This window comes from Acidobacteriota bacterium (genome assembly GCA_016195325.1).
In the GTDB taxonomy this organism is placed as follows: domain Bacteria; phylum Acidobacteriota; class Polarisedimenticolia; order JACPZX01; family JACPZX01; genus JACPZX01.
Genome location: JACPZX010000105.1, coordinates 23,076 through 48,452, shown reverse-complemented (window position 1 = coordinate 48,452; position 25,377 = coordinate 23,076). Strand labels below are relative to the sequence as shown.

At 69.8% G+C, this 25,377-nt stretch carries 22 protein-coding genes; 12 read left to right on the top strand and 10 right to left on the bottom strand.

Annotated features, from left to right (window positions below; all coding sequences use genetic code 11):
- Window positions 1–21 precede the first annotated feature (21 nt).
- On the top strand, window positions 22–1,116 hold the full coding sequence (locus tag HY049_18070; GenBank protein MBI3450807.1) for a c-type cytochrome: 1,095 nt from the start codon (window positions 22–24) through the stop codon (window positions 1,114–1,116).
- A gap of 9 nt (window positions 1,117–1,125) precedes the next feature.
- Here the strand turns inward: HY049_18070 and HY049_18065 are convergent, their stop codons facing one another.
- Window positions 1,126–1,899: an NRDE family protein gene (locus HY049_18065; GenBank protein MBI3450806.1), complete on the bottom strand. Its 774-nt coding sequence runs from the start codon at window positions 1,897–1,899 to the stop codon at window positions 1,126–1,128.
- Between the two features lie 23 nt (window positions 1,900–1,922).
- The gene (locus tag HY049_18060; GenBank protein ID MBI3450805.1) at window positions 1,923–3,557 is read right to left on the bottom strand and encodes a methylmalonyl-CoA mutase; all 1,635 of its coding nucleotides are present in this window, start codon (window positions 3,555–3,557) and stop codon (window positions 1,923–1,925) included.
- A gap of 116 nt (window positions 3,558–3,673) precedes the next feature.
- Here HY049_18060 and mtnA point away from each other — a divergent pair, with 116 nt between their 5' ends.
- From mtnA to HY049_18015, 9 genes are all read left to right on the top strand, one after another.
- Window positions 3,674–4,723, top strand: a complete 1,050-nt coding sequence (mtnA, locus tag HY049_18055; protein MBI3450804.1) for an S-methyl-5-thioribose-1-phosphate isomerase — start codon at window positions 3,674–3,676, stop codon at window positions 4,721–4,723.
- The gene (gene tsaD, locus HY049_18050; protein MBI3450803.1) at window positions 4,720–5,787 is read left to right on the top strand and encodes a tRNA (adenosine(37)-N6)-threonylcarbamoyltransferase complex transferase subunit TsaD; all 1,068 of its coding nucleotides are present in this window, start codon (window positions 4,720–4,722) and stop codon (window positions 5,785–5,787) included. Before mtnA ends, tsaD begins: the two co-directional genes overlap by 4 nt.
- A gap of 69 nt (window positions 5,788–5,856) precedes the next feature.
- Complete coding sequence (locus tag HY049_18045; protein MBI3450802.1) at window positions 5,857–6,426, top strand: RNA polymerase sigma factor; 570 nt, start codon at window positions 5,857–5,859, stop codon at window positions 6,424–6,426.
- Complete coding sequence (locus HY049_18040; GenBank protein MBI3450801.1) at window positions 6,423–7,106, top strand: hypothetical protein; 684 nt, start codon at window positions 6,423–6,425, stop codon at window positions 7,104–7,106. Before HY049_18045 ends, HY049_18040 begins: the two co-directional genes overlap by 4 nt.
- Complete coding sequence (locus tag HY049_18035) at window positions 7,103–8,035, top strand: DUF4097 family beta strand repeat protein (GenBank protein ID MBI3450800.1); 933 nt, start codon at window positions 7,103–7,105, stop codon at window positions 8,033–8,035. Before HY049_18040 ends, HY049_18035 begins: the two co-directional genes overlap by 4 nt.
- A gap of 28 nt (window positions 8,036–8,063) precedes the next feature.
- Window positions 8,064–9,557: a HEAT repeat domain-containing protein gene (locus HY049_18030; GenBank protein ID MBI3450799.1), complete on the top strand. Its 1,494-nt coding sequence runs from the start codon at window positions 8,064–8,066 to the stop codon at window positions 9,555–9,557.
- A gap of 103 nt (window positions 9,558–9,660) precedes the next feature.
- Entirely contained in the window at window positions 9,661–12,054 is a 2,394-nt protein-coding gene (locus HY049_18025) for a carbohydrate binding family 9 domain-containing protein (protein ID MBI3450798.1), read from the top strand.
- A gap of 82 nt (window positions 12,055–12,136) precedes the next feature.
- A complete protein-coding gene (gene lepA, locus HY049_18020; protein MBI3450797.1) occupies window positions 12,137–13,930 on the top strand; it encodes an elongation factor 4 in 1,794 nt (597 codons plus the stop codon).
- A gap of 77 nt (window positions 13,931–14,007) precedes the next feature.
- A complete protein-coding gene (locus HY049_18015) occupies window positions 14,008–14,406 on the top strand; it encodes a hypothetical protein (protein MBI3450796.1) in 399 nt (132 codons plus the stop codon).
- On the opposite strand, the gene HY049_18010 is transcribed toward HY049_18015, so the two are convergent.
- From HY049_18010 to HY049_17975, 8 genes are all read right to left on the bottom strand, one after another.
- Entirely contained in the window at window positions 14,403–15,704 is a 1,302-nt protein-coding gene (locus HY049_18010) for an imidazolonepropionase (protein MBI3450795.1), read from the bottom strand. The two genes, HY049_18015 and HY049_18010, sit on opposite strands and share 4 nt — an antisense overlap.
- The gene (locus HY049_18005) at window positions 15,701–16,210 is read right to left on the bottom strand and encodes a DivIVA domain-containing protein (protein MBI3450794.1); all 510 of its coding nucleotides are present in this window, start codon (window positions 16,208–16,210) and stop codon (window positions 15,701–15,703) included. The genes HY049_18010 and HY049_18005 overlap by 4 nt, the downstream gene beginning before the upstream one ends.
- Complete coding sequence (locus HY049_18000; protein MBI3450793.1) at window positions 16,207–16,956, bottom strand: YggS family pyridoxal phosphate-dependent enzyme; 750 nt, start codon at window positions 16,954–16,956, stop codon at window positions 16,207–16,209. Before HY049_18000 ends, HY049_18005 begins: the two co-directional genes overlap by 4 nt.
- Window positions 16,953–17,531 (bottom strand): ribonuclease HI family protein, encoded by a 579-nt coding sequence (locus HY049_17995; protein MBI3450792.1) that lies wholly within the window; start codon window positions 17,529–17,531, stop codon window positions 16,953–16,955. Before HY049_17995 ends, HY049_18000 begins: the two co-directional genes overlap by 4 nt.
- A complete protein-coding gene (locus HY049_17990; GenBank protein MBI3450791.1) occupies window positions 17,416–18,168 on the bottom strand; it encodes a hypothetical protein in 753 nt (250 codons plus the stop codon). The genes HY049_17995 and HY049_17990 overlap by 116 nt, the downstream gene beginning before the upstream one ends.
- Before the next feature lie 331 nt (window positions 18,169–18,499).
- A complete protein-coding gene (locus HY049_17985) occupies window positions 18,500–18,691 on the bottom strand; it encodes a hypothetical protein (GenBank protein ID MBI3450790.1) in 192 nt (63 codons plus the stop codon).
- Between the two features lie 70 nt (window positions 18,692–18,761).
- Window positions 18,762–20,258, bottom strand: coding sequence for a hypothetical protein (locus HY049_17980; protein MBI3450789.1), 1,497 nt, complete (start codon window positions 20,256–20,258; stop codon window positions 18,762–18,764).
- The gene (locus tag HY049_17975; protein ID MBI3450788.1) at window positions 20,255–22,474 is read right to left on the bottom strand and encodes a S8 family serine peptidase; all 2,220 of its coding nucleotides are present in this window, start codon (window positions 22,472–22,474) and stop codon (window positions 20,255–20,257) included. The genes HY049_17980 and HY049_17975 overlap by 4 nt, the downstream gene beginning before the upstream one ends.
- A gap of 123 nt (window positions 22,475–22,597) precedes the next feature.
- On the opposite strand from HY049_17975, the gene HY049_17970 reads away from it, so the two are divergent.
- Window positions 22,598–23,581 carry a ParB N-terminal domain-containing protein gene (locus HY049_17970; GenBank protein ID MBI3450787.1) on the top strand — a complete coding sequence of 328 codons (984 nt, stop codon included), beginning with the start codon at window positions 22,598–22,600 and terminating at the stop codon, window positions 23,579–23,581.
- Between the two features lie 16 nt (window positions 23,582–23,597).
- The gene (locus tag HY049_17965; protein ID MBI3450786.1) at window positions 23,598–25,364 is read left to right on the top strand and encodes a BamA/TamA family outer membrane protein; all 1,767 of its coding nucleotides are present in this window, start codon (window positions 23,598–23,600) and stop codon (window positions 25,362–25,364) included.
- The last annotated feature ends 13 nt before the right edge of the window (window positions 25,365–25,377 follow it).

Sequence of the window (25,377 nt, the reverse complement as noted above, 5' to 3'; positions counted from 1 at the left end):
CAATCAGCGGAGGAGAGATCGATGAATTCCGAAGGCAGATGGCTCGCGGCGGGGCTGTTCCTCGCGCTGGCGGCGGCCGCCCCCGTGGCGGCGGCGGAGGACAAGCCGGCCGAGCAGACCCAGAAGAACATCCAGGTGCTCAAGGGAATGCCGACCTCCCAGATCGGCCCGGTCATGAACGCGATGCGGGCCTCTCTCGGAGTCAATTGCGCCTTCTGCCACGTCGTGAACGGCGACAAGTGGGAGATGGACAAGGACGACAAGGACGAGAAGAAGACGGCGCGGAAGATGATCCAGATGGTCCTGGACATCAACAGGAACAGCTTCGGCGGCCGGCCGGCGGTGACGTGCAACAGCTGCCACCGGGGAGCGAACCATCCCGTCGGCCTCATCCCGCTTCCGGCCCCGGCCCCGGCGAAGTCCGACGAGGGGGACGCCGACGAGAAGGAGCCCGCGTACCCGTCGGCCCAGGAGGTCGTCGACAAGTATGTGAAGGCGATCGGCGGCGCCGACGCGGCGGCCAGGCTCAAGACCCTTTCGATGAAAGGGACGCGCGAGGGCCAGAGCGGCAAGCCGGCGCCCCTCGAGGTCATCCTGGCGGAAGGGAACAGGATCCTGATCGTCGGCACGACGCCGAACGGCACGAACACGACGGCTTCCAACGGGAAGACCGGCTGGGTGAAGAATCCGCGCGGGCAGCACGAGATGGACGCCGACGAGCTCGCGCAGTTCCGCGAGGCGGTGAAGGTCTACGACCCGATCAAGATCGCGACCGCCGGCGCCTCGATGAAGGTGGTCGCGACGGAGAAGATCGCCGAGAAGGACGCGTACGTGATGCGTGGCGAGGGGCCGAACGGAACGCGGCTGCGCTTCTACTTCGACAGGCAGACGGGGCTGCTCCTCCGGTCGTTCTCCGCGACGATCTCGTTGATCGGCGCCATCCCCGAGCAGACCGACTTCGACGACTACCGCGAGGTCGCCGGGGTGAAGATCCCCTTCACGATCGTCTACTCGAACGTGGATCCGTGGCAGAGCGCCACGCGGAAGTTCACCGAGGTGAAGCCGAACGCGCCGATCGATGCCGCCAGGTTCGATCCGCCCGGCGCGGGCAAGTAGGGAGCCGGATCAACGGAGCGGGAGCGCGCGGACGACCTCGGGCGCGCTCCCGTCGCACGGCCGCCCGTCGTGGTACCGGAGCGCCGCCCTCCCGCCGGCCACGGTCACGAGGCTCGAGCTGACGGTCGCCGCGTGCGGACCGTGCATGCAGACCGACAGAGGCCCCTGCGCCGGCTCGTGGGACCTCATCAACGATCTCAGCCCCCGGGCCTCGCGACGGATCTCCTCGCGGCCGCGTCCGGTCGCGAGCGATTCGACGAAACGCGTCCACGATCGCGCGCGCTCGCGTTCCGCCCCGCCCTGGTCGTACCCCGACGACACGTAGATCGCCGGTCCATCCTTCCGACCGGACGTCAGCCGCGCGCCGTCCCAGCGCATCCACCCCGTTGCGGCGGGGGCGCTCCGTCCGCGGGGCGGCTCGGCGACGACGATCTGGAAGGCGCGCACGTCGCCCAGCCGGGATCGCAGGCGGAGCAGCGTGTCGCGGACGCCGTCGATCGAGCCGAGAGGGAGCAGGCTCCACAGGACGAGCCCGCGGCTCGTCGGCGCGGCGGGAAGGCGGGATGGATTCGTTTCCGCGGCGTTGAGGACGCAGGTGGTGACGCCGGCGTCGTTCATGCCGATCCACGATCCCCGGCCGTCGGGATCCCGAGGCGCGACGAAGGCGCGTCCCTCCTCGACGTGGCGGTGCGGAGGGACGCCGCGCGCACGCTGGAACGACTCGTCACGGTTGTGCGCGAGCAGGTAGCCGCCCGCGACGGGGAGAAACGTGACGGTGCACATCGTCCCGCGTCATGCCTCCGGCGTCAGAGGGTCTCCTGGTGCCGGCCGAACGCGGCGCGCAGCGCGTCGCTGATCTCGCCGAGGGTCGCGGGCGCCTCCACGGCCTCGAGGATCAGCGGAACGAGATCGTCCCGCCCGCGCGCCGCGGCCTCGAGCCTTCGAAGCGCCGTCGCGTGCGGGGCGTCGCCTCCGCGCGCGGCGGCCTCCGCGTCGCGCCGCCGCCGAAAATCCCGAAGCCGGTCGGCCTGTCCCCGCTCGAGCCCGAGGTCGACCCTGTGAAGCGGAACGGTCGCTCCCCCGTCCTCCTGGAAACGATTCACGCCGACGATGACGCGCCGCCCCTGCTCTATCTCCTGCTGGTAGCGATACGCCGACTCCTGGATCTCGTGCTGGTAGAAGCCGCGCTCGATCGCGCGCACCGCGCCCCCCATCGAGTCGATCTTTCCCATGAGCTCGCCCGCGAGGGTCTCGATGCGGCTCGTCATCGCCTCGACGTAGTACGAGCCGCCGAGCGGGTCGGCGACGTCGGCCGCCCCCGACTCGTGCGCGATCACCTGCTGCGTCCGGAGAGCGATCGTCGCGGCCGCCTCGGTGGGGAGCGAGAGCGCCTCGTCGCGGGAGTTGGTGTGCAGGCTCTGCGTGCCGCCCAGCACCGCCGCGAGCGCCTGGAGCGTGACGCGGACCACGTTGTTGTCGGGCTGCTGCGCGGTGAGCGAGCTGCCCGCCGTCTGCGTGTGGAAGCGAAGCGCCATCGCGCGCTCGTCGGTGCAGCCGAACCGCTCGCGCATCATGCGCGCCCACATGCGGCGCGCGGCCCGGAACTTGGCGACCTCCTCGAGGAGGTTGTTGTGCGCGTTGAAGAAGAAGGAGACGCGGGGCGCGAGCTTCTCGGGGGAGAGCCCGGCGGCCTTCGCCGCCTCGAGATACGCCGCGCCGTTCGCGAGGGTGAAGGCCACCTCCTGCACCGCGGTCGAGCCGGCCTCGCGGATGTGGTAGCCGCTCACGCTGATGGCGTTCCATCGCGGCATCCGCTCGTGGCAGAAGCGGAGGATGTCGATCACCAGGCGCATCGACCCGGCGGGAGGGTAGATGTACGTGCCCCGGGCCGCGTACTCCTTCAGGATGTCGTTCTGCACGGTTCCCGAGAGGGCCGACTCGGGAATGCCGCGCCTCCTCGCGACGGCCACGTACAGCGAGAGGAGGATCGCCGCCGTCGCGTTGATCGTCATCGACGTGCTGATGCGATCGAGCGGCAGCCCGTCGAGCAGCGTCTCCATGTCCTCGATCGAATCGATGGCGACGCCCGATCGGCCAACTTCCCCCTGGGACATCGGGTGGTCGGAGTCGTACCCCATCTGGGTCGGCAGGTCGAAGGCGGTGGACAGGCCCGTCTGCCCCTGCTCGAGCAGATATCGGAAGCGGCCGTTGGTCTCGCTCGCGGTGCCGAAGCCGGCGTACTGGCGCATCGTCCAGAGCCGCCCGCGGTACATCGACGGCTGGACGCCGCGCGTGAAAGGGAACCGTCCCGGCTCGCCGAGATCGCCTGCGGGGCTCAGGCCGGAGACGTCGTCGGGGCCGTAGACGGCCTCCGGCTCGAGGGCCGGGTCGGTGGAGAAGGGCGCTCGGCGCGCTTCCCTGTCGTCGCTCTTGGAGGGCATCGGGTCGCCGGCAGCTTCCTACGCTTCGGGCGCGTTGCCGCGCCGGGGAAGGCACTATACCATGGCGTCTCCGCACGTCCGGAAACGGAAATCCTCCGCACGGGGAGCGTCGCAACGTGTTCAAGACGATCGAGTGGTCCGACGACGGCGTCGTGATGATCGACCAGCGCCGCCTCCCCGGGGAGGAGATCTACGTCACGCTCCGGACGCCGGAGGAGGTCGCGGAGGCGATCCGCAACATGACCATCCGCGGGGCCCCGGCGATCGGATGCGCGGCGGCGATGGGGCTGGCGCTCGCGGCCCGCCGCGCCGAGGAGATGCGCGACAAGGACTTCGAGGCCGCGTTCGAGGCGGCGGTGAAGCTGATCGGCGCGACGCGCCCGACCGCCGTGAACCTCTTCTGGGCGATCGCGAGGATGCGCGCGGTCTACCACCAGAACCGGGACGGCAACGACGGCCCGGCGATCGCGGCGCTCCTGGTGGAGGAGGCGAAGCGGATTCGCCGCGAGGACGAGGCGATGAACCGCCGGATGGGCGAGTTCGGCGCCGGGCTCATGCCCGACGACGGCCAGGTCCTCACGCACTGCAACGCGGGAGCGCTCGCGACCGGGGGGTTCGGCACCGCGCTGGGCGTCATCCGCGCGGCCGTCGCCCGCGGGAAGAAGATCCGCGTCCTCGCCGACGAGACGCGGCCGCTCCTTCAGGGGGCCCGCCTGACCGCGTGGGAGCTGATGCACGACGGCATCCCGACGACGCTCATCACCGACAACATGGCCGGCCACTTCATGCAGAAAGGCCAGGTCGCGTCGGTGATCGTCGGCGCCGACAGGATCGCCGCAAACGGCGACACCGCCAACAAGATCGGCACCTACTCGGTCGCCATCCTCGCGAAGGAGCACGCGATCCCGTTCTACGTCGCGGCCCCCTTCTCGACGCTCGACATGAACGTCGCCACCGGGGAGGGCATCCCGATCGAGGAGCGCCAGGGGGCCGAGGTGACGCACCTCGGCGGCGTCGCCGTATCGCCACGGGGGGCCGCGGTGCACAACCCCGCATTCGACGTCACGCCGGCGAAGTACATCACCGCCATCATCACGGATCGCGGCGTGGCGCGCGCCCCGTTCGAGGTGAGCCTGAAGGCGCTGGCGGCCGCGCGCCCCGCATGACGCCGGACCTCGTCCTCGGCATCGAGTCGTCGTGCGACGAGACGGCGGCCGCGGTCCTCGAGACGCCGCGCACGATCCGCTCGAACGTCGTCGCCTCGCAGATTCCGATCCACCGCCGGTACGGCGGCGTCGTCCCCGACCTCGCCGCGCGCCAGCACCTCCTCGCGATCGACACCGTCATCGAGGAGGCCCTGGGGACGGCCGGGTGCCGCCTCGAGGACCTCGGCGCCGTCGCCGTCACCTTCGGCCCCGGGCTCGTCGGCTGCCTTCTCGTGGGCCTCCAGGTCGCGAAGGGGATCGCGTACGCGCGGCGGCTCCCGCTGGCGGGGGTGAATCACCTCGAGGGGCACATCCGGAGCCTCTTCCTCGAGCACGCCGACGTGCCGCTTCCCGCGCTCTTCCTCGTCGTGTCCGGGGGGCACACGGCGCTCTATCTCATGAAGAAGGACGACGGGCGCTACGACACGCTCGCGCGGACGCGCGACGACGCGGCGGGGGAGGCGTACGACAAGGTCGCCCGGATCCTCGGCCTCGGTTATCCCGGCGGGCCGATCCTCGATCGCCTCGCGAAGCACGGCGACCCGAAGCGCTTCCCGTTCGGACGTCCGAAGATGAGCGACGGGAGCGACGACTTCTCCTTCTCGGGGTACAAGACGGCCGCGCTGCGCCACGTCGAGACCCATTCGATCGCGCGTCTCGAGTTCATGAACCCCGACGACGACGTCCCGCGCGCGCCGCAGGCGGCGGACTGCCCCCAGGCGGTGCTCGACCTGATCGCCTCGTTTCAGGAGGCGGTCGTCGACAACCTGGTCCGCACCACGATGAAGATCGCGCGGGAGGCGCGCGCCGCGGCGATAGGCCTCGCCGGGGGCGTCGCCTGCAATTCACGCCTGCGAGCCGCGATGTCCGCCGCGGGGAAGGACGCGGGAGTCCCCGTCCTCACGACGAGCTTCGCCCTCACGACCGACAACGCGGCGATGATCGCGGCGGCGGGCTTCAGCCGTCTCCGGCGCGGCGAGACATCCGGTTTCGACCTCAACGCCGACCCGAGCGCGGCGATCTGAGCCCGGGGTCTAAACCTTCCCCGCCGACGTCGTGTCCTAGTGGACGTGAGCCAGACAGCCAGCCCGGCCCTGGGAAGGTGGGTCCTTGAAGCGTCGCCCTGCAGCGTGAGCGCCCAGCCCGAAGAGATCGAACTCGTGCAGCTCGCAAGGAGCGGGGATCGTTCCGCCTTCGAGACGCTCTACCGGCGGAACGCCGGCAGGATCTACGGGCTCTGCCTGAGGCTGACCGGACGGGCCGCGGAGGCGGAGGACATGACGCAGGAGGCTTTCATCAGGGCGTGGCAGAAGATCGACTCGTTCGAGGGACGCAGCCTGTTCTCGTCATGGCTGCACCGGCTGGCCGTCAACGTCGTCCTCAACGATCGTCGCGGCCGGCCGAGCCCCGACGAGGTCGAGCCGATCGGAGACCACGAGGCGATCGCCGCTCGGGCCACCACGACGGGCGCGCGGGCCGGGGGCGGCGACCTCGAGGCCGCGATCGCGAGGCTTCCCGAGGGGGCTCGCCACGTCTTCGTGCTCCACGAGGTCTACGGCTACACGCACGAGGAGATCGCGGCGATCGCCGGCATCGCGGAGGGAACGTCCAAGGCGCACCTGCACCGCGCGCGGTCGCTCCTCAAGGAGGCGCTCAAGTCATGACGTGCGATCAGGCCCGGGATCTGTTCGACGACCCAGATGCCGCGCGCGCGCATCTCCAGTCGTGCGCGGCGTGCCGCGAGGAAGAGGCCCACGCCCGCGCGTTGAAGTCCGCCGCGGCGGAGCTCCCCGAATCGATCGAGCCGCCCGCCGAGCTCTGGCGGAAGATCGAGGCGGGGCTCGAACCCCGCGTCGTCCGCTTCCCGCGGCGCGAGCGGCCGCCCGTCCGCCGACTCCGGCTCGCGGCCGCGGCCGCCGCCGTCGTGGCGATCCTGGGGGCGGGATACGTCGCGATCGTCGTGGGCCGGCCGGGCGGTTCGAAGCCCGCCGTGCCGCCGCCGGCGGGGAGCGAAACTCCCGAGTTCGTTCCCGCGGCCGGCGCGACCTCCTCACCGACCTCCGTCCCGAGCCTGGGCGGGGCCGACATCGCCTTCATCGAGGCGAGGCAGCAGCTCCGGGCCGCCCTCTACGAGAGGCGCAAGTCGCTCTCGCCCGAGACCGTGCGGACGGTCGACAACAACCTGAGACTGATCGAGGGAGCCATCGAGGAGATCCGCACGGCGGTCGCGCGCGATCCCGGCAACCGCCAGCTCCAGAAGATGCTCATCTCCACGCGGCAGCGTGAGGTGGCTCTCCTCCAGCATGTGACGCAGACGGCCGATCTGCGAACGAGGACACGATGAAGATGAGAACGGCTCTGATGGCGCTCGCGGCGCTTGCGCTCTCCGTGGGCGCGGCGGGAGCGCAGGTCCAGATCGACAAGAAGAAGCCCGCGTCGCCGAGCGTCCACGTCCAGATCCGCAACAGCTTCGGCTCGCTCAGGATCGCCGGGAACGAGGCGAAGGAGGTCTCGGTGACCGGCCGCCTCGCCGCCGGCGCGGAAGGGCTGGAGTTCGACGGAGATCGCCAGGACTTCTCCATCGACGTCGCCACCCCCGAGGACTGGTCGTACGGCTCGGGCGACGACTCCGACTACCGGAGCGAGCTCGAGATTCGCGTGCCGAGCGGCGCGTCGCTCGACGTCGAGACGCTCAACGCCTCGGTTTCGATCACCGGCGTCGACGGCGTGGTGAACGTCGAGACGGTGAACGGCGCCGTGTCGGCCGCCGGCAATCCCAGGTCCGTCCAGGTCAATTCCGTCACGGGCAAGGTCGACGTCCTCGCGGTGTCGGCGGAGGTCCAGATCGAGAGCGTGAGCGGCGCCGTGTCCGTGAAGGGGGCGGCTCGATCCGCCGAGGTCACGACCACCAGCGGGGCGATCGACGTCACCGGAAAGGACTTCGAACGCGCGCAGCTCAAGTCGACCGCCGGCGACATCCACATCGACGGGAGCTTCCGCGGCGATGGAGGCGTCGAGATCGAAACCTTCAGCGGCTCCGTTCAGCTCGTCGTACCCGCCGACATCGCCGCGCGGTTCAAGATGACCACCTTCAGCGGCGGCATCGAGAGCTCCATGGGGCCGAAGCCGGTGAGGAATGGCCGGCGATCTCCGTACATGGAGGCTCGCTTCGCGACCGCCGAGACCGACTTCGACGTCTCGGTCACGACCTACAGCGGGAATATCATCCTCAGGAAGAGCGGCGAGACGAAGCCCCCGGCTCCGGCAAAGTGACGAAGGATCTCACCAGGAGGCGAAAGCCATGACTCTGCGTCGAGCGGTCGTCGTGCTGTTGAACGTCGTGATGCTCCTCCTCTCCGTGCCGAATGGCGTGACGGGGCCGACCCCTTCGTCGTCGGCCGGGTGGATGGAGAAGCTCGGCTCGTCCGACCCGGGAGAGCGCGGCCGGGCCGCTTGCGAGCTCGGCGAGATCGGCTCGCCGGCCGGCGCGGCGGTGACGGCTCTCGTGAAGCTGCTCGACGACGACACGGCGCTCGCCCCCGGATCGGGCTGCGGTCACTTCGTCTTCCGGAGCGACTCCATCGATCCCGCCGGCACGACCCCCGGGAAGGAGGCCGCGTACGCGCTCGCCGCCCTCGGCGACACCGCGGTGCCGCAGCTCGTCGCGGCGCTCGCCTCGCCCGGGGCGACGACCCGGCGCAACGCGGCCCTGGCCCTGGGAGAGTCCGGCGACCCGCGCGGTCTCTCACCTCTGCTCGCCGCGGTGAAGGACGCGGACGCGGGCGTGAGGCGCGAGGTCGCGGAGGCCCTCGGCCAGCTCGAGGATCCGCGCGCGGTTCCGGTGCTCCTGCCGCTGCTCGCCGATCGGAGCGCCACCGTGAAATCGTCGGCCGTCAACGCGCTGGCGCGGTTCCAGGACCTCCGGAGCGTCCAGCCGCTCGTCTCGGCGCTCGGCGACGCCGAGCCCGACGTCCGGCAGGCCGCCGCGTCGGCCCTGGCGGAGATCGAGGATGCCAGCGCCGTCGGCGCCCTGATCCGGGCGCTCAAGGACCCGAGCTACAAGGTTCGTGAGGCGGCGATCGAGGCGCTCACGAAGTTCGACGACTCGCGCGCCGTGGGACCCGTGGCCGGGATGGTGAAGGACGATCACTGGAAGGTGCGCGCCGCGGCGGTCGAGGCGCTCGGAGAGCTGCAGGGGACCACGGGGATCGACGCGCTCATCTCGGCCCTGGACGATCCGCACGGCGGCGTCCGGGAGAGCGCGGCGGAGTCTCTCGGGCACCTCGGCGACGCGCGGGGAATAGACCCGTTGATCCACGCGGTTAAGGACGCCGACTGGCGTGTGCGACAGGCGGCGGCCGAGGGGCTGGCCGCGCTCGAGAACACCCGGGCCGTCCCGGCCCTCATCGCCGCCCTCGAGGACCCGCACTGGAGCGTGCGGCAGGCCACGGCGGAGGCCCTCGGCGGCCTCGGCGACTCGCGGGCGCTCGACGGGCTCGCGAAGCGGCTCGGCGACGAGCACTGGGGCGTGCGGCAGGCGGCGGTGGAAGCTCTCGGCAAGCTCCAGGACGCCCGCTCCATCCAGCCCCTGTCGATCGCCCTCAAGGACGCGCACGCCGGCGTCCGTGAAGCGGCTGTGGAGGCGCTCGGCGAGCTCAGCGATCCGGCGGCGGCTCCGGCCCTCAAGACGGCGCTGAAGGACGTCTCGTCCCGGGTCCGGGAGGCGGCGCAGGAGGCCCTCAACGATCTCGAGGAGAAGCGGCAGGATGACGAGGACGGCGGCGACAAGGACTGACGAGGTCCTTCGATTCCGAAAAACTTTTTCGCGGCTCGTGCGTCCATAGAGAGTCTCGACGGACCGTCGTCGGCCCCCGGCTCGGGGGCTCCAGGGAGATTGAATGCGCTCGCCTCGCGCCGCGATGGCCGGCCTCGTGCTGCTCGCGATCGCCGCCGCGTTCTCCGCCGAGGTCGAGGCCTCCTTCGATCAGCTCTCGTCCCCCGAGCCGCCGGCGGTCGGGCCGGCGGGGAAACCCCCGAGGCCCACGTACCGCGTCCCAAGGGCGTCGGGCGCCATCGTGATCGATGGGAAGCTCGACGAAGAGGCGTGGGAAAGAGCGGTCCACCTCGATCTCCGGTACGAGGTCAACCCCGGCGACAATCTCCCCGCGGGGGCGAAGACGGACGCCTTCCTCACCTACGACGCGTCGCACTTCTACGCCGCGTTCTACGCCCACGACCCCGACCCGCGGAAGATCCACGCCCATCTGTCGGATCGGGATCTCGCGTTCCGCGACGATTTCGTGGGCCTGGTCCTCGACACCTTCAACGACGAGCGGCGCGCCTTCGAGTTCTTCGTAAATCCCGTCGGGGTGCAGATGGACCTCGTGCAGGACGACATCTCGGGGAACGAGGACTCGTCGTGGGACGCGATCTGGACGTCGGCCGGCCGCGTGACCGACGACGGCTACATCGTCGAGATGTCGATCCCCTACAACTCGCTCCGGTTCCAGAACTCCGCCGGCGATCAGACGTGGGGGGTCGACTTCGTCCGCATCTTCCCGAGGGATCGGCGCTACCAGTTCACGTTGAACCCACGCGACAAGAGCACGAGCTGCTACCTGTGCCAGATCGCGAAAATCGTCGGTTTCGCCGGCGCGACGCCGGGGGCGAACATCCAGATCACGCCGACGCTCACCGCGATACGGTCCGACGACGACCCGAACTTCCCGCTCGATTTCGATCCGAACTACAGGGGCCTCAGAAACGTCCGGAGCGGCCCGCACTACGACCTCGGCCTCACCGCGAAGTGGGGGATCACGCCGAACCTGACGGCGACCGGAACGCTCAACCCCGACTTCTCGCAGGTCGAGGCCGACACGGCGCAGCTCAACGTCAACGAGGCGTTCGCCCTCTACTTTCCCGAGAAGCGCCCCTTCTTCCTCGAGGGATCGGACTACTTCGACACGCCGTTCCAGGCGGTGTACTCGCGAAACGTCGCCGATCCTTCCTGGGGGGCGAAGGTGACGGGAAAGCTCGGGAAGAGCGTCGTCGGCTTCTTCGCGGCCGAGGACGCGCGGACGAACCTCCTCTTCCCGGGGAGCCAGGGGTCGATCACCGACACGCTCGTGGCGCCGACCACCGACGCCGTGCTCCGATACCGCCTCGACGCCGGATCGAGCTCGTCGATCGGCGCGCTCGTGACGTCGCGCGAAGGCGACGGTTACTCGAATCGCGTCGCCGGGGTCGACTCGCTCCTCCGGCCCACGAAGAGCGATTCGATCCGCATGCAGCTCCTCGCTTCACAGACGGAGTATCCGGACGCCGTCGCGGCGAGGGACGCCCAGCCGGTCGATCCGTTCGGTGACCACGCCTTCAGGCTGCAGTACGACCACAACACGAAGAGTTTCTCCGCGTGGGCCCGCTCCATCGACATCGGCCCGGGCTTCCGCGCCGACATGGGCTTCGTCCCCCAGGTGGATTACCGCGAGGAGCTCGCAGGCGCCGAGCGCACCTGGTGGGGGAAGCCGGGGGCTTTCTTCAGCCGCATCCTCTCCGGCGCCGAATCCTCCTGGCGCGACGATCAGTCGGGGCGGCTGCTCCAGAACCGGACGGCCGGGTGGGTCTCGCTCCAGGGGCCGCACCAGTCGTTCGTGTTCCTGGGCGCCGGCCACCGGGTCTCCGGCTTCCGCGACAACGAGTTCGACCAGGGTTTCGTCGACTTCGATTTCAACATGGAGGCGACGCGCGCCGTCTTCTTCGGGGTCTCGGGAGGGGCCGACGCGCACGTCGATTTCGCGTTCGCGGACCCGAACGACGCGGGTGCGGCGCGCCAGGGACACCAGTTTCGCGTCGCCCCGAACGCGCGCTACAACGTGGGCCGGCACGTCCGCTTCGACCTCTCGCACGAGTACCGGCGGCTCGAGAACGACGACGGCCACCTCTTCATCGCGAACCTGACACAGCTCACGACGGCCTATCAGGTGACGGTGCGGATGTTCTTCCGCGCGATCCTCCAGTACGAGGGGACGAAGCACAACCTCGCCCTTTACGGCCTGCAGTGTCCGGGCGGCATTCCGGGCGGAGCCAACTGCCCGTTCCAGCCGAGGGAGAGAAACCTTTTCAGCCAGCTTCTCTTCTCGTACAAGATCAACCCGCAGACGGCGTTCTTCCTGGGGTACTCGGACAACCGGTCGGGGCTCGAGACGGGTCCCCCGAACGCGCCGATCGAGATCCCGTTGACCCGCACCTCCCGCACCTTCTTCTTCAAGCTCGGCTACGCCTGGGTGATCTGAGCCCCGGCCCGCCGCCCCCGCGGCGTTGATGTCGCCCCGCGCCGAAGGTACAGTGGCTCCCTCTCCACACCGGAAGCGAAGGATGAATCCCGAGAAGATCCGCAATTTTTCCATCATCGCGCACATCGATCACGGGAAGACGACCCTCTCCGACCGTCTCCTCGAGCGCACCGGCGCGCTCAGCAAGCGCGAGATGCACGATCAGGTCCTCGACGACATGGACCTCGAGCGCGAGCGCGGCATCACCATCAAGGCCCGCTCCGTCGCGCTGCGCTACACGTCGAAGGCGGGTGAGGAGTACCTCCTCAACCTGATCGACACCCCCGGTCACGTCGACTTCTCGTACGAGGTGAGCCGATCGCTCTCGGCGTGCGAGGGGGCCATCCTCGTCGTCGACGCGACGCAGGGGGTCGAGGCGCAGACCCTCGCCAACGCCTACCTCGCGATCGAGAACCACCTCGAGATCATCCCGGTCATCAACAAGATCGATCTTCCGTCCGCCGAGCCCGAGCGCATCAAGGAGCAGATCGCCGACCTGAACGGGGTCGACACCAAGCACACGGTCCTCGCGTCGGCGAAGGAGGGGATCGGGATCGACGACATCCTCGAGGCGATCGTCGAGCTGATCCCCCACCCGCCCGGATCTCCCCAGGCGCCGTTCCGCGCCCTGATCTTCGACTCCTGGTACGACATCTACCGGGGGGTGATCATGCTCGTGCGCGTGCTGGACGGCTCCGTCGCCGACAGGATGCGCATCCGGCTCATGGCGATGGGGACGACCCACGACGTCGAGGAGGTCGGCGTCTACACGCCGAAGATGAAGCGCACGGAGCGGCTCGGCGTGGGCGAAGTCGGCTACATCATCGGCAATCTCAAGGACGTGAAAGAGTGCCAGATCGGCGACACCGTCACCGACGACAAGAACCCGACGACGATCCCCTTCCCGGGCTTCCGGCCGATCAAGCCGATGGTCTTCGCGGGCCTCTACCCCCTCGACGACACCGGCTACGACATGCTTCGCGACGCCCTCGAGAAGCTCCACCTGAACGATTCGTCCCTCTTCTTCGAGCCGGAGTCCTCCATCGCGCTCGGCCTGGGTTTCCGCTGCGGCTTCCTCGGCCTCCTCCACATGGAGATCATCCAGGCCCGCCTCGAGCGCGAGTTCGGGATCGATCTGCTCACGACGGCGCCGAGCGTGTCGTACCGGGTGATGAACTCGAAAGGGGAGATCCTCGAGATATCGAACCCGAAGGAGATGCCCCCCGCCGGCGAGATCGAGGTGATCGAGGAGCCGCTCATCACGGCGCTCATCATCACGCCGCCCGAGTACCTGGGGGCCATTTTCTCGCTCACCGAGGACCGGCGCGGCTCGCAGAAGGAGATGAAGTACCTGTCTCCGCAGAGAGTCATGCTGACGTACGAGCTGCCGCTGAACGAGGTGGTGCTCGACTTCCACGACCGGCTGAAGTCGATCTCGCGCGGGTACGCCTCGCTCGACTACCACCTCTCGGGCTACCGCGACGCGGATCTCGTCAAGCTCGACATCCTCGTCAACGGCGACCCGGTCGACGCGCTGTCCCTCATCGTCCACAAGGAGAAGTCCTACCTCCGCGGGCGCGCCCTGGCCGAGAAGATGCGGGAGGTGATCCCGAGACAGATGTTCGAGGTCGTCATCCAGGCCTCCATCGGCGCCCGGGTCATCGCCCGCGAGACCGTCAAGGCGCTCAGGAAGAACGTCCTCGCGAAGTGCTACGGGGGCGACATCAGCCGGAAGCGCAAGCTCCTCGAGAAGCAGAAAGAAGGGAAGAAGCGCATGAAGCGCGTCGGCAAGGTCGATATTCCCCAGGAGGCGTTTCTCGCCATCCTCAAGATATGACGGCTCGGCGCCCCGGCCGGCGCGCCCTCGCGGCGTTCCTTGACACCCTTTCGGCGACCTCCATATATTGTGGCGCGATGCCGCAGCCAATCGTCACGACGCCCCGACGAGCACGCCTCGCCCGGCGCGGCGAGCTCGGCGCCTCGGGCGTCAAGCTCTTCATCTCGCTCGTCATCCTGGCCCTGCTCGCGCACACCGCATACGTCTTCATCCCGGTCTACATCGCCGTCTACGACTTCGACAGCCAGGTCGAGCGCGAGGCGAACTACGGGGCCACGAAGACGAACGAGGCGATCGTGAAGGCGCTCGTCGACTACGCGGCCGAGCGCCACCTGCCCGTGAAGAAGGAGAACCTGAAGCTCGCGCGCGGCCAGTCGCGCATCACGATCGACGGCACCTACTCCGTGCCGGTGAAGACGCTCCTCTACACCTACGACTGGAAGATCGACATCAAGAAGGAAGCGGTTCTCTTCTAGAGGCCGTCCTCCCCGCCGTTCTCGTCCCCCGTCAGCCCCCCCTGCTCGACCACGACGTTCCCGTCCTTGACGACCGTGGCGACGTGGTTCACCCCGAAGTGGTAGACCAGGTGCAGGTAGTGCGGGATGTCCAGGATCAGGAAGTCGGCCCTCATCCCGGGGACGAGCACCCCGACCCGATCGGCGATGCCGAGGCTCGCCGCGGCGTTGACGGTGGCCGCCGCGATCGCCTCCTCCACGGAGAGGTCCATGAGCAGCACGCCGAGGCCGAGGATCTCCTGCATCGACTCGGTTCGCGACGTGCCGGGATTGAGATCGGTCGCGAGGTAGATCGCGACTCCGGCCTCGACGAGCCGTCGCGCCGGCGCGTGGTGCGCCGACTTCAGGCAGAAGGTCGCGCCGGGAAGGAGCCCCGCCGGGACACCCGCCGCGGCGAGCGCGCGCACGCCGTCGTCGCCGATGTGGTCGAGGTGATCGGCCGAGGTCGCGCCGATCTCCGCCGCGAGCTTCGCGCCGCCGAAATCGCTGAGCTGATCCGCGTGGACGCGCGCGGCGAGGCCGTGGGCCTTCCCCGCCGCGAAGATGCGCCGCGCTTCGGCGATCGTGAAAGCGCTCCGCTCGCAGAACACGTCGCAGAACGACGCGAATCCGGCCGCCGCCGCCGCGGGGATCATCCTCTCGGCCACGAGGGTCACGTAACCGTCGCGATCCCCCTGGTACTCGGGCGGGAGGGTGTGCGCGCCGAGGAGCGTGCCCAGGACCGTCATCGGGTGCGCCGTCGCGGCCTCGTCCAGCAGGCGCAGCAGCGCGAGCTCGCTCTCGAGCGTGAGCCCGTACCCCGACTTGGCCTCGCAGGTGGTCGTGCCGTGGAGGAGCATCCGGTCGAGGCGCCTGAGGAGCGACTCACCCAGCTCCTCCGGGATGGCGGCGCGGGTGGCGCGCACGGTCGAGAGGATGCCGCCCCCGCGCGCGGCGATCGCCTCGTACGAACTCCCCTCGAGGCGCATCGCGAACTCCTCGTGACGCGAGCCGGCGAAGGCGAGGTGGGTGTGCGCGTCGACGAACCCCGGGACGACGACGCGGTCGGTTCCCTCGAGGATGACCGCGTCGTCGGCGAGCGTGACGTCGCGCTCGAAATCGGCGCGGCTGCCCGCGAAGACGATCACCCCTTCGCGCGCCGCGAGGCACCCCCCCTCGATGACTCCGAGATCGCGCATCGAGCGGCCGACGCGTGGGGCAGGGCCGGCCAGCGTGACGAGCTGGGCCGCATCGACGACCGCGAGGTCGGCCGGGATCAGGCGCCGGGCTCCCTGCGCTCGCGTCGGGTCATGAACCGGAGCCTTCCCGAGACATCCTCTTCTTCCTTCCGCATGTCGAGGAGCTTGGTGTGCTGCTCGATCACGCTGCGGATCTTCGACTCGAAGGCGTCGCGCTCGACGCGCAGGTCGAGGATCTGCGCCTCGAGCTGGGAAACGCGCTGTCCCGCGTGCTCCAGGAGCCGGTCGGCTTTCAGCTCGGCCTCCTTCAGGAGCAGATCGCGCTCCCGCACCGACTCGGCCTTCATGTCGTCGGCCAGCTTCTGGGCGGTGTAGAGCGTCTCCTTGAGGATCCGCTCCCGCTCCTTGAGATCGCCGAGGCGGTCGCGCAGCTCGGCCACCTCGTCGGTCAGCCGCGTGTTCGCGACGACGAGCTTCTCGTACTCCTCGGCGACGAGGCTGAGGAAGGCCTTCACCTCCTCCGCGTCGAGGCCGCGCATCGCCTTCTTGAACTCGTGCCCCTGGATGTCGAGTGGTGTGATCCTCATCGCCGGGCCGCCCCCTCCGCTCCTGCCGGCACTTCGGCTGCCGGCCGTTCTCCGAACAGTGCGCGACCGACGCGCACGTGCGTCGCCCCCTCCTCGATCGCGACTTCGAAGTCGTCGGTCATCCCCATCGAGAGGGCGGGGAGATCATATCCCCTGACGCGCCACGTGTCCCGCAGCTCCCCGAGCTTTCGAAACCACGGGCGCGACCCCTCGGCCGTCTGTCCCTCCGCGAGGATGGGCGGGATGGCCATCAATCCCGCGAGGCGCGCGTGGGAGAGCCCGCGCATCGCCTCGAGCAGCGGCCCGAGATCTCCGGGCGCGATCCCGCCTTTCGACGCCTCGCCGGCCAGGCTCAGCTCGACGAGGAGAGAGGGGCGCGCCCCGATCTCGCCCGCGAGACGGTCGATCCGTTGCGCGAGGGAGATCGAATCGATGGAGTGAATCCAGGAGAAGAGGGCGACCGCGCGGCGCACCTTGTTCTGCTGAAGGCGCCCGACGAGGTGCCACGTGAGAGGGTTCGGTCCGGATTGGACCGCGGGAATCTTCGCGTCGGCCTCCTGCACGCGGTTCTCGCCGAAATCGGTCAGGCCGGCGTCGACCGCCCGCTGCACCGCCCCGGCGGGCATCGTCTTCGAGATGCCGATCAGCGTCACGTCCCCGGAGCGGCGTCCGGCGCGCAAGGCGGCGCCGGCGATCCGTGCGCGCACCGCCGAGAGACGATCGGCGATCCGCCCGTCCCCGTTCATCCGGAGATCTCGGCGCGAGGGAGCGGGAGTCCGGCGGAGACGCCCGGCGGATCCTCGTTGTGCGAGTCCATCGCCTGGTTCGCGAGCCGATCGGCGTCCTTGTTCCTCTCGCGCGGCACGTGCTCGAGGGTGACGCGCGAGAGGCGTGCGATCAGGCGCTTCGCCGCCTCGTACATCGGGATGAGGCCGGCGTTCTTCACCTTGTAGCGCCCCTGGATCTGGCGGACCAGGAGCTCGGAATCGGATCGGATGAGGACGTTCACGGCGCCGGCGCCTATGGCGTAGCGGAGCGCGGCGATCAGCGCGGCGTACTCGGCGACGTTGTTGGTCTGGCGGCCGAGGTAGCCGTACAGCCCCGTGATCGGGTTTCCACCCTGATCGCTGACGTGAACTCCGAATCCCGCTTCGCCCGGATTCCCGCGCGCTCCGCCGTCGATGTGGATCAGCAGCCGCACCGGCTCAGGCCGGCTCGGCGGAGCTTTCGGCTCCCGCGCCGGCGCGGGGCGTTTCTTCGAGGAAGTAGAGGATCCGCTTGCACGTCTCGCACTGGATGATCTGGTTGTTTTTCCGGACATCGGCGAACACCTGCGGTCTGATCCTGACGTTGCATCCGGAGCACCGCTCGTCGCGCGCGCGGGCCAGCCCGACGCCGGCCCTGGGCTTCGCGATCCGCTCGTAAATCTCGAGCGCGTCCTGGGGAATCTCCTTGAGCGCCGCGTCGCGATTCGCGGCGATGCCGCCCCGCTCGGCGGTGATGCCGTCCCGCTCTCTCGCGAGCGTCGCCCGCCGCGCGTCGAACTCGCCCTGGCGCGCGGCCACGGCCTTCTCCTCATCGCGCACGAGCTTTTCCTGGGTCTCGGCGTCGTCCATCGCCATGAGGATCTTCTCCTCGATCTGGCCGATCTGGGTGCGGACGGTCTCGATCTCGTTCAGGATGGCGCGGTACTGCTCGTTCGTCTTCACGTCGCGGCTCTGGTCGTTGTACTTGGAGATCTTCTGCTCCCAGTCCTGGAGCTCGCGCTCGAGCTCCCGGCGGCGCTTCTGCGCCTCCGTGACTCGCTCCTTCGCGCGGGCGACCGAGGCCGAGGCGGCCTTCTGATCGTCGTCGATTTTCCTGAGCTCGGTCGGGATTTGCGAGAGTCGGGCGTCCAGGCGGGCGACCTCCAGGTTCAGCTCCTGGAAGCGGACGAGCGTTCGTATGAGTGGATCCACTTCTCTCCCTGCCGACCGCGGCGATCGAGGCTCTGGCGGCCGCCGCGCGGTGCGTCCCGGAATGTCATGGCGTCCGCCATAGTACGGACGCCCGCCCGATGTTGCAAGGGCAGGGGGTGGTCGGTCATGGTTCAGTTTGACCCGCCGGGACGGCTGCGCTCAGGACCCCGCCTGTGCTCGCCTCCGGGTTCGCTCGCCACCCACTCGCGGCAAGGCATCGTCTGATGGCAGGTGTCGCCAAGCGCTCGCGGGTACCCGGTTCGCTCACACGGCCCTGCGAGTCAAACTGAACCATGACCGGGTGGGCATCGTCCCGGCGGGGGATCGGCGGTCAGGGCCCCTCGAGGCGGTCGATCTCGTCCCAGGTCAGGACCCCGGCCTCGACCATCTGCTCGAACGCTTCCTCGAAATCCTCGGACGACGCGGTGCCGCAGCGGTAGATCGCCGACTTCACTTCCCAGAGAGCCTCGCCGGGCGCGAGGGACTTCAGCCGCTCCAGGGTCTCGGAATCGAGCAGGGCCATGGGTGACCTCCGTGGATGATCGTGCGGGCGGAAGCACGGCATGAGGACCGTCGGGAGGATGGTGGATATCTCATGGTAGCCGCGGCGCTTCGAGACGTACAGGCGCCTTGGGGATCGCCTGGAGCCCGAGGAACGCCGCGATCAGGCGATCGGCGTCCTCCGCCCTCGCCGCCAGGAGATGGAAGACGAGTCCACCTCCCGGGCGGCGCGTCGTGAGGATCTCGCTCACCGGCGCGGCGGCCCCGGTGGCGGCGACGAGCGCCTCCGGGGCGAACGGCGAGGCGACGCGCGCCGGGGCGCGCAGGTCCTCCGGGCCGAGGAGCACGACACCGCCGAGACACTCGTAACGGGACGCGAACGCCGCATCCGCCGGATCCTTCGGATCGAGAAGCCGCGAGAACCTGGCGGGGCCGTCGCGTCGCAGCCGGCCGAGCGCCTCGCCCATGCCGTCGCCCGCCGCGGCGAAGCCGTCGCTCACGAGATCGGCGGGGCGCGCCGCCGCCACCGGCGTCGCCGCCGCCCCGAGTCGCGCGATCTCGTCGATGGTCCCGTCCTCGAGCCGGCGCCCATCCCGGAAGGCGTCCCGGACCGCCGGGAAGATCGCCTTCGCCAGGCGATCGACGTCGGCGAGGTGGTACCACGTTCCCGTCGCGTTGAAGGTTTCGGGGGAGAGGCGGGCGTCGGCGAGACCCTGCCCGAGCGCCGTCGGGAGGGCCTCGCGGAGGAGACGCCACACGATCGCCGGCGACGTCCCGGAGGCGAAGATTCGGCGCGCGAGGGCGTCGTTGCGCGCCGGATCGAGCTGGTGCCAGAGATAGTGCGACGTCTCGTGGGCGATCACCTGGATCTGGTCGCGGGGCTCGTCGCCCGGGCGGATCTCGATGAGGAGGTACCGACCGTCGGCCTGCGCGTGGGTCGATCCTTCCTCGGGGAGCGCCATCAGCTCGATGCGTCCCGGCGGCGCCGCGTCGGGGTCCACGCCGAAAAACGACGCCACCTCGCCGAGGTAACGGGTGAGGCCGCTCTCCTCGAGGAACGGCTTCAGCTTCGACTCGAAGCGCGGCAGGTACGAGGTCTCCTTCCACGCCTCGTCGAATCGCGCGCGGAACGTCTCGAACACGCGGCGGAGAGTCGCCGATTCCTCGGGCGTCAGCTCCGCCGACATCGACGAGATGAAATCGTCGGCGCTCGTCGCCTCGTAGGAGCGCGTCTGAAACGTCTGCCGCCAGTCGGAGACGTCGCCTGGCTGCGGGAGGCATCCCCGCTCGTTGAGGACCTTCGGCTCGGGGGTCGGAACGGCCTTGTAACGGATCGCGACCCACGAGCGCAGGAGCTCCATCTCTCCCGCGCCGGGGATTCCGAATCTCCGCCGCCAGTAACGGCGGTAGGCGGCGACCGTCTTCCCCTGGGACGAGCCGGCGAGATTGTCGATGAAGTGGACGAGGTTCGCGACGTACGAGACCTCGACTTCGAACCGCGGCAGGTGCCCGCGGGGGGGCGGCGAGGCGTCCGCGCCGACGCCCGGCGACGGAATGGCGAGGGCCAGCGCGAGGATCGCGCGCTTCACGGGCAGGGAGCGATGTTTGGTCGCTGACGGTTGGCGCTGTCGAAGCCGAGCGCCCCCTCGATCCCCGCCTTCACTCCGGTGACGAGGTAGAGGAAAGCCGAGCCCGGAGCTGGGTTCGCGGCGTCGGTGAACGCGGGGGACGGCAGTCCCGAGGCGAGGCACGTCCCGTACGACGACGGCATCGAGCCCGGTATCCCGCCCCGATACACGTTGTAGGTCGAGCTGTGGGGCTCGGCGGACCAGGCGAGCGCCCCGCCGGCGGCGACGGTCACCCCCACGACCGGCTTCACGACGTCGTTCGCCGCGCCGAGGAGATCGATCTTCCCGCCGCCGTAGAGCTGGTTGGGCACCGCGCCGGTGAAGGCGTCCGATCGGGCGTTGAGGCTCAGCCGATCCCGGGCCTGCGCCGCCGTGAGGCCCGGGTTGAACTGGAGCAGCACCGCGAGCGCCCCCGCGACGTGGGGCGACGCCATTGACGTGCCGCGGAGCCCCCAGTGGAGGCCGTCGAAGCTCTTGATCTGCGGCGAGGCGGAGATCAACGAGCTGAGGGTCGAGACGATCCACTCGCCGGGCGCCGAGACGTCCGGCTTCAGCCGCCCGTCCCGCGTCGGGCCGTTCCCCGAGAAACCGGAGATCCCCGAGAGGACGCCCGAGAGCGCGCGGCAGGTCGTCGGGTTGTTCGGATCGGCGTTGGGCCAGCAGCTCCTCGTGATGTACGAGCCGGCGGTGGTCGCGTAGAGCGAGGTCGCCGGCATCGCGCAGATCGACGTCTCGTTCGCGGGTGAGAAGGTCACGTTCGCGAACGAGTTGCCGAGCGACGCGACGTTCCAGACGTGGTAGTGCCCGCCCTGCGGAACGCCGACGCCCGTGACGCGGATCTTCATCGTGGCGCCCGACGGGGGCGCGACGACGGGCGCGCACGCGCTGCTGTCGAGAAGGAAGATCTCCACCTCGGAGTCGTGGTTGTCCGGGTCGGTCGTGTTCCTCGCGTCGATCGTCACCTGGCCGCTCGTCGTGCAGATCGGCCCCGCCTTCGCACCCCGCGCGGCGGTCGCGAGGACGGTTCCGCCCGAGTCGACGAGGCTCACGGTCAGGTTGTCGCCCCCTTCGTACCACAGGTCGAAGTCGATCTCGTCGTTGTTGGATCCTCCCGCCGGGGTGTACGGCGGGATGACGAACGGGTGATCGAGCGCGACCCCGACGGACGCCGTCGCCTCCGCGTGGATCGCGCGACCGCGCGAGTTCCCCGAGGCGATCGCCGCGGCACGCCCCTTGTTGGGCGCGGCGAGGATCGCGTCGAGGGAGATCTCGTCGGGATCGGTGCCGTCGTGCGCGCCGTAGTCGCCGCCGAGGGACATGTTGATGACGAACGGCTTGCCGGCGGCCGCCGCCCTGTCCCGGATCCAGGCGTAGGCCGTGGTGAGATCTCCGTTGAAGAACCCGGCGCTGGTGAAAACCTTCACGATGATCAGGTCGGCGTCCGGCGCGACCCCCGCGTATGTCCCGGCGGGGACGCCGTTCGCCGTGGAGAGCCCGTTCCCGGCGGCGATCCCCGCGACGTGCGTGCCGTGGCCAAAGCCGTCGCTCAGGGTGACGGGCGCGCCCCCGAATAGATCCGCGTCGAGATCCACCTTCGGGAAGCACCTTCCGAAGGTGTAGCCGGCGCCGCAGCCGGATCCCGCGCCGATCGAGTCGGTCTGGTCCCAGGCGTCGAGGAGGCGCGTCGTGCCGTCGGCGTTCCTGAAGTCCATGCGGCGGAAATCGATCCCCGAGTCGATCACGGCGACGATGACCCCTTTGCCGGTGCCGCCGTACGCCGCGGCGGTCGCATCGGCCCCCATCTCCGCGGTGCTGACGTCCAGCACCGGGCGGTACGAGCGCGCGGGCTTGATCGACACGACGCCGGGGGCCGCGGCGAGGGCGTCGAGCGCTCCCAGGTCGGCCTCGACCGAGGCGATGCCGCCCACGATCGCGCGGACTTCCGCTCCGATCCGCTCCGCCTCCGATCGAAAGGCCTCGGGATCGGTCGTCCGCACCCGGAGGAGCGCGCGCCCGGGGCGCTCGCCGGGGGCGAAGGGAGCCCGGGAGGGAGCGAGGCCGGTTGTCGAAGCGTCCCGAAGGGCCGGGTGAATCCTGCGGTCAAGAGCCGGTGTCGCCGCCGCCGCGGCCGGCGCGAGGGCGAGCGACAGCGCGAGGCATGCCAGGGCGCGGCGCATGGCGGGAATATACGTCGAGCCCGGGGGGGACGGAAATGCCCCGGTTGTCGCCCGTCCTGTTTATTGGCTATGGTGACCGCCCCGGCCGGACCCAGCGTCTCCGGCCTCAGGCGGAGACCGAAAATGCCCTCACGCAAGAGCGAGCCCAGGAGCAAGCCGAAGGCGACCGCGACGCGCCGGAAGAAGAAGCAGGCCGAGGCCGGATCGAGGGGGCTCCCCGCCGCCGACCTCGCCCCGGCGGCGCGCCCGCAGCGGGTCGTGGATCTCGCCCGCGCCATCGAGGCGGACGGGGGGAGCGTCCTCGCGGCGTACCGCGATCCCATCGGCGGCCACTGGCAGCTTCTCGCCGGCCTCCCGGCCGAGAAGGTGATCCCGACCCCCTTCCAGCGCGACCTCTCGGACACCCACGCCGCGCGCCTCACCGACGTCATCGACAAGCTCGATCGCTTCCTCGATCCCGTCATCGCCATCCGCACGAAGGACGGCGCCTACTGGACTCCGAACGGCCATCACCGCACCGCGGCCGTCAAGCGGCTGGGGGGGAGATCGATCGTCGCCCTCGTCCTCCCCGACGAGGAGGTCGCCTACCGGATCCTCGCCCTCAACACCGAGAAGGCGCACAACCTTCGCGAGAAGTCGCTCGAGGTGATCCGCATGGCGCGCGCCCTCGCTGTGGACGAGAGGCGGCCCGAGAAGGAGTTCACTCTCGAGTTCGAGGAGCCGTCGTTCCTCACGCTCGGTCTCGCCTACGAAGAGCGCGGCCGGTTCAGCGGCGGGGCGTACCACTCCGTTCTCAAGCGCACCGAGGAGTTCCTCGCGACGCCGCTCCCGAAGGCGCTCGAGGAACGGAAGCGGCGCGCCGCGCTCCTCCTCGAGCTCGATGACGCCGTGATCGCGGCGGTGCAGGCGCTCAAGGAGCGTGGCTTTCAGAGCCCGTACCTCAAGGCCTTCGTCGTCGCCAGGATCAATCCGCTCCGGTTCCAGCGCGCGGCCAGGGCGGAGTTCGACGCGACGATGCGCAAGATGCTCGACTCCGCATCCCGCTTCGACGCGTCGAAGGTCAAGCCCGATCATCTGGCGGCCGCGTCCGGGCCGCCGGATGAATGAGGCATCGCCCTTCCCCTTGACGGCCGTCCGGCTCCTGGCGGCGCTTCTCGCCGCCCTCGCCGTCGCGCCCGCTCCGGCCGCCGCGGGAGAGGGGGACACACCGATCATCGAGAGGGTGGGCGACGTCTCCGTCCTCACCCCACCGTGCGGCGATCTCCCGTGCCGCGGCCTGTACGGCGCGGCGAGGATCCAGGGGTGGCTCGAGGGGCTCGTGGGCGAGCCGTTCGATCCGGCGCGTGTCGTCCGGCGCGTCGAGCGGCACTACACGTACCTCGGGTACCGGCCGCGCGTGGACGCGTCGATCGCCGAAGGGGCGCTCTCGGTCCGCGTCGTGGAGGCGCCGGCCGTCATCGCGGAGATCACCGCCGATCCGGGCCTGGTGGCGCCGTACCTCCCGGCGGGAACCCTCGATGGGATGGAGCCGGTCCGGCGCGGATACGTCCCGATGCGGGCCCTGCGAGGGCGCCCGGGCGATCTCGTCAACCGGGACCGGGCGATCGTGGACGAGTACGACCTCTCGCTTCTCGGCTACGACATCGTGCGCGTCCCGGACCCCGACGCCGCGGAGGATGCCCCGCGCCGGTACGCGGTGGTCCGGCGGCTGCCGAAGAGGATTCACCAGAAGCTGAAGGAGGCCGGCTCGCCGGATGTCGCGAAGCTCGGCGGGGACGACGCCGCGCCCGACCGCGCGGGGATCGAGCCTCTCGCGCTCACGTCGTTCGACGGCACGGTCGACTACAGCCGCCGCCAGCTCTTCACCGCGCGCCTGACGTATCAACGGGCCCATCTCTTCCGGGAGTTCGATCGACTCGAGGTCAGTCCGTACGTCGCGCGCCGTCTCGCCGGAAGTCTCAGCTACTCGGCCCCGTATCTCCTTCCCGAGACGATCACCCCGTGGAACTTCTTCGCCGGAATCAGGCTCTACGACGAGTTCACCCCCGACCGGCAGTTCGTGAAGACGTCGGGGTCCGGCCCGGCCGCGATGACGACGGTCTTCTCCGGCGACCAGGAGAACGAAGGGGCCCGGCTCGCCGTGGGGCTCGCGCCCCTCACGCACTGGAACGGGCACTCGCTCTCCGGCGCCGTCTACGTCAACCGATACAGGGTCTCCTTCAGCGGCTGCACGATCTCGGTGAACTGCGAGCGCTTCGCCGGCTCGGACCCCCGCATCCCCGGCTCGAGGCAGAACGACGTCAACATCGTCGGCGTCTCGCTCGACTACCTCTACGAGCACCTCTTCCGATCGCCCCGCTTCTCGTGGCGCTTCATCCCCGATGTCGAGCTCGCCACGAAGGCGTGGGGGGGGGATCTCGCCTTCCGGCGCGTCTCGGGGGAGCTGAAGCAGCACTACGCCTTCTCGACGGGGTTCGAGATCGACACGAGCTGGAAGGCGGGGGAGGTGGACCGGCGGGTTCCGGTGTTCGAGGAGTTCGCCCTCGGCGGCGCCGACTCGCTGCGCGGCTTCCTGCGGGACGATTTCATCGGCCGGAGGTTTCTCTCGGCGCAGAACGATCTCTGGATCCCGATCCCCTTCCGCGCGATGAACCACGACAGCGACCTGATGGCCGCGCTGCAGAGGAACCTGAAGGTCGCGCTCATCGCCGACGCGGGGAGCGTCTCGTTCGACGAGCTCCAGCGGATCCACTTCGCCAGGGGCCTCGGCGTCGGCCTGCGTTACTCCGCGGAGCGATCGCCTCTTCTCGTCGCGATCGACGCGGCCTGGGGGTACTGGCAGGGGACGAGGCGGTTCTACCCGTACGTGTCGGTCACCCGCAAGTGGTGAGCGCGAGCTCCCT

What these genes read in the sequence shown, in the direction of transcription:
- HY049_18070 (MBI3450807.1), top strand. Translation starts at nt 22, where the DNA reads ATGAATTCCGAAGGCAGATGGCTCGCGGCGGGGCTGTTCCTCGCGCTG.
- HY049_18065 (MBI3450806.1), bottom strand. Translation starts at nt 1,899, where the DNA reads ATGTGCACCGTCACGTTTCTCCCCGTCGCGGGCGGCTACCTGCTCGCG.
- HY049_18060 (MBI3450805.1), bottom strand. Translation starts at nt 3,557, where the DNA reads ATGCCCTCCAAGAGCGACGACAGGGAAGCGCGCCGAGCGCCCTTCTCC.
- tsaD (MBI3450803.1), top strand. Translation starts at nt 4,720, where the DNA reads ATGACGCCGGACCTCGTCCTCGGCATCGAGTCGTCGTGCGACGAGACG.
- HY049_18040 (MBI3450801.1), top strand. Translation starts at nt 6,423, where the DNA reads ATGACGTGCGATCAGGCCCGGGATCTGTTCGACGACCCAGATGCCGCG.
- HY049_18035 (MBI3450800.1), top strand. Translation starts at nt 7,103, where the DNA reads ATGAAGATGAGAACGGCTCTGATGGCGCTCGCGGCGCTTGCGCTCTCC.
- HY049_18030 (MBI3450799.1), top strand. Translation starts at nt 8,064, where the DNA reads ATGACTCTGCGTCGAGCGGTCGTCGTGCTGTTGAACGTCGTGATGCTC.
- HY049_18025 (MBI3450798.1), top strand. Translation starts at nt 9,661, where the DNA reads ATGCGCTCGCCTCGCGCCGCGATGGCCGGCCTCGTGCTGCTCGCGATC.
- lepA (MBI3450797.1), top strand. Translation starts at nt 12,137, where the DNA reads ATGAATCCCGAGAAGATCCGCAATTTTTCCATCATCGCGCACATCGAT.
- HY049_18015 (MBI3450796.1), top strand. Translation starts at nt 14,008, where the DNA reads ATGCCGCAGCCAATCGTCACGACGCCCCGACGAGCACGCCTCGCCCGG.
- HY049_18005 (MBI3450794.1), bottom strand. Translation starts at nt 16,210, where the DNA reads ATGAGGATCACACCACTCGACATCCAGGGGCACGAGTTCAAGAAGGCG.
- HY049_18000 (MBI3450793.1), bottom strand. Translation starts at nt 16,956, where the DNA reads ATGAACGGGGACGGGCGGATCGCCGATCGTCTCTCGGCGGTGCGCGCA.
- HY049_17995 (MBI3450792.1), bottom strand. Translation starts at nt 17,531, where the DNA reads ATGTCCGGAAAAACAACCAGATCATCCAGTGCGAGACGTGCAAGCGGA.
- HY049_17985 (MBI3450790.1), bottom strand. Translation starts at nt 18,691, where the DNA reads ATGGCCCTGCTCGATTCCGAGACCCTGGAGCGGCTGAAGTCCCTCGCG.
- HY049_17975 (MBI3450788.1), bottom strand. Translation starts at nt 22,474, where the DNA reads ATGCGCCGCGCCCTGGCATGCCTCGCGCTGTCGCTCGCCCTCGCGCCG.
- HY049_17970 (MBI3450787.1), top strand. Translation starts at nt 22,598, where the DNA reads ATGCCCTCACGCAAGAGCGAGCCCAGGAGCAAGCCGAAGGCGACCGCG.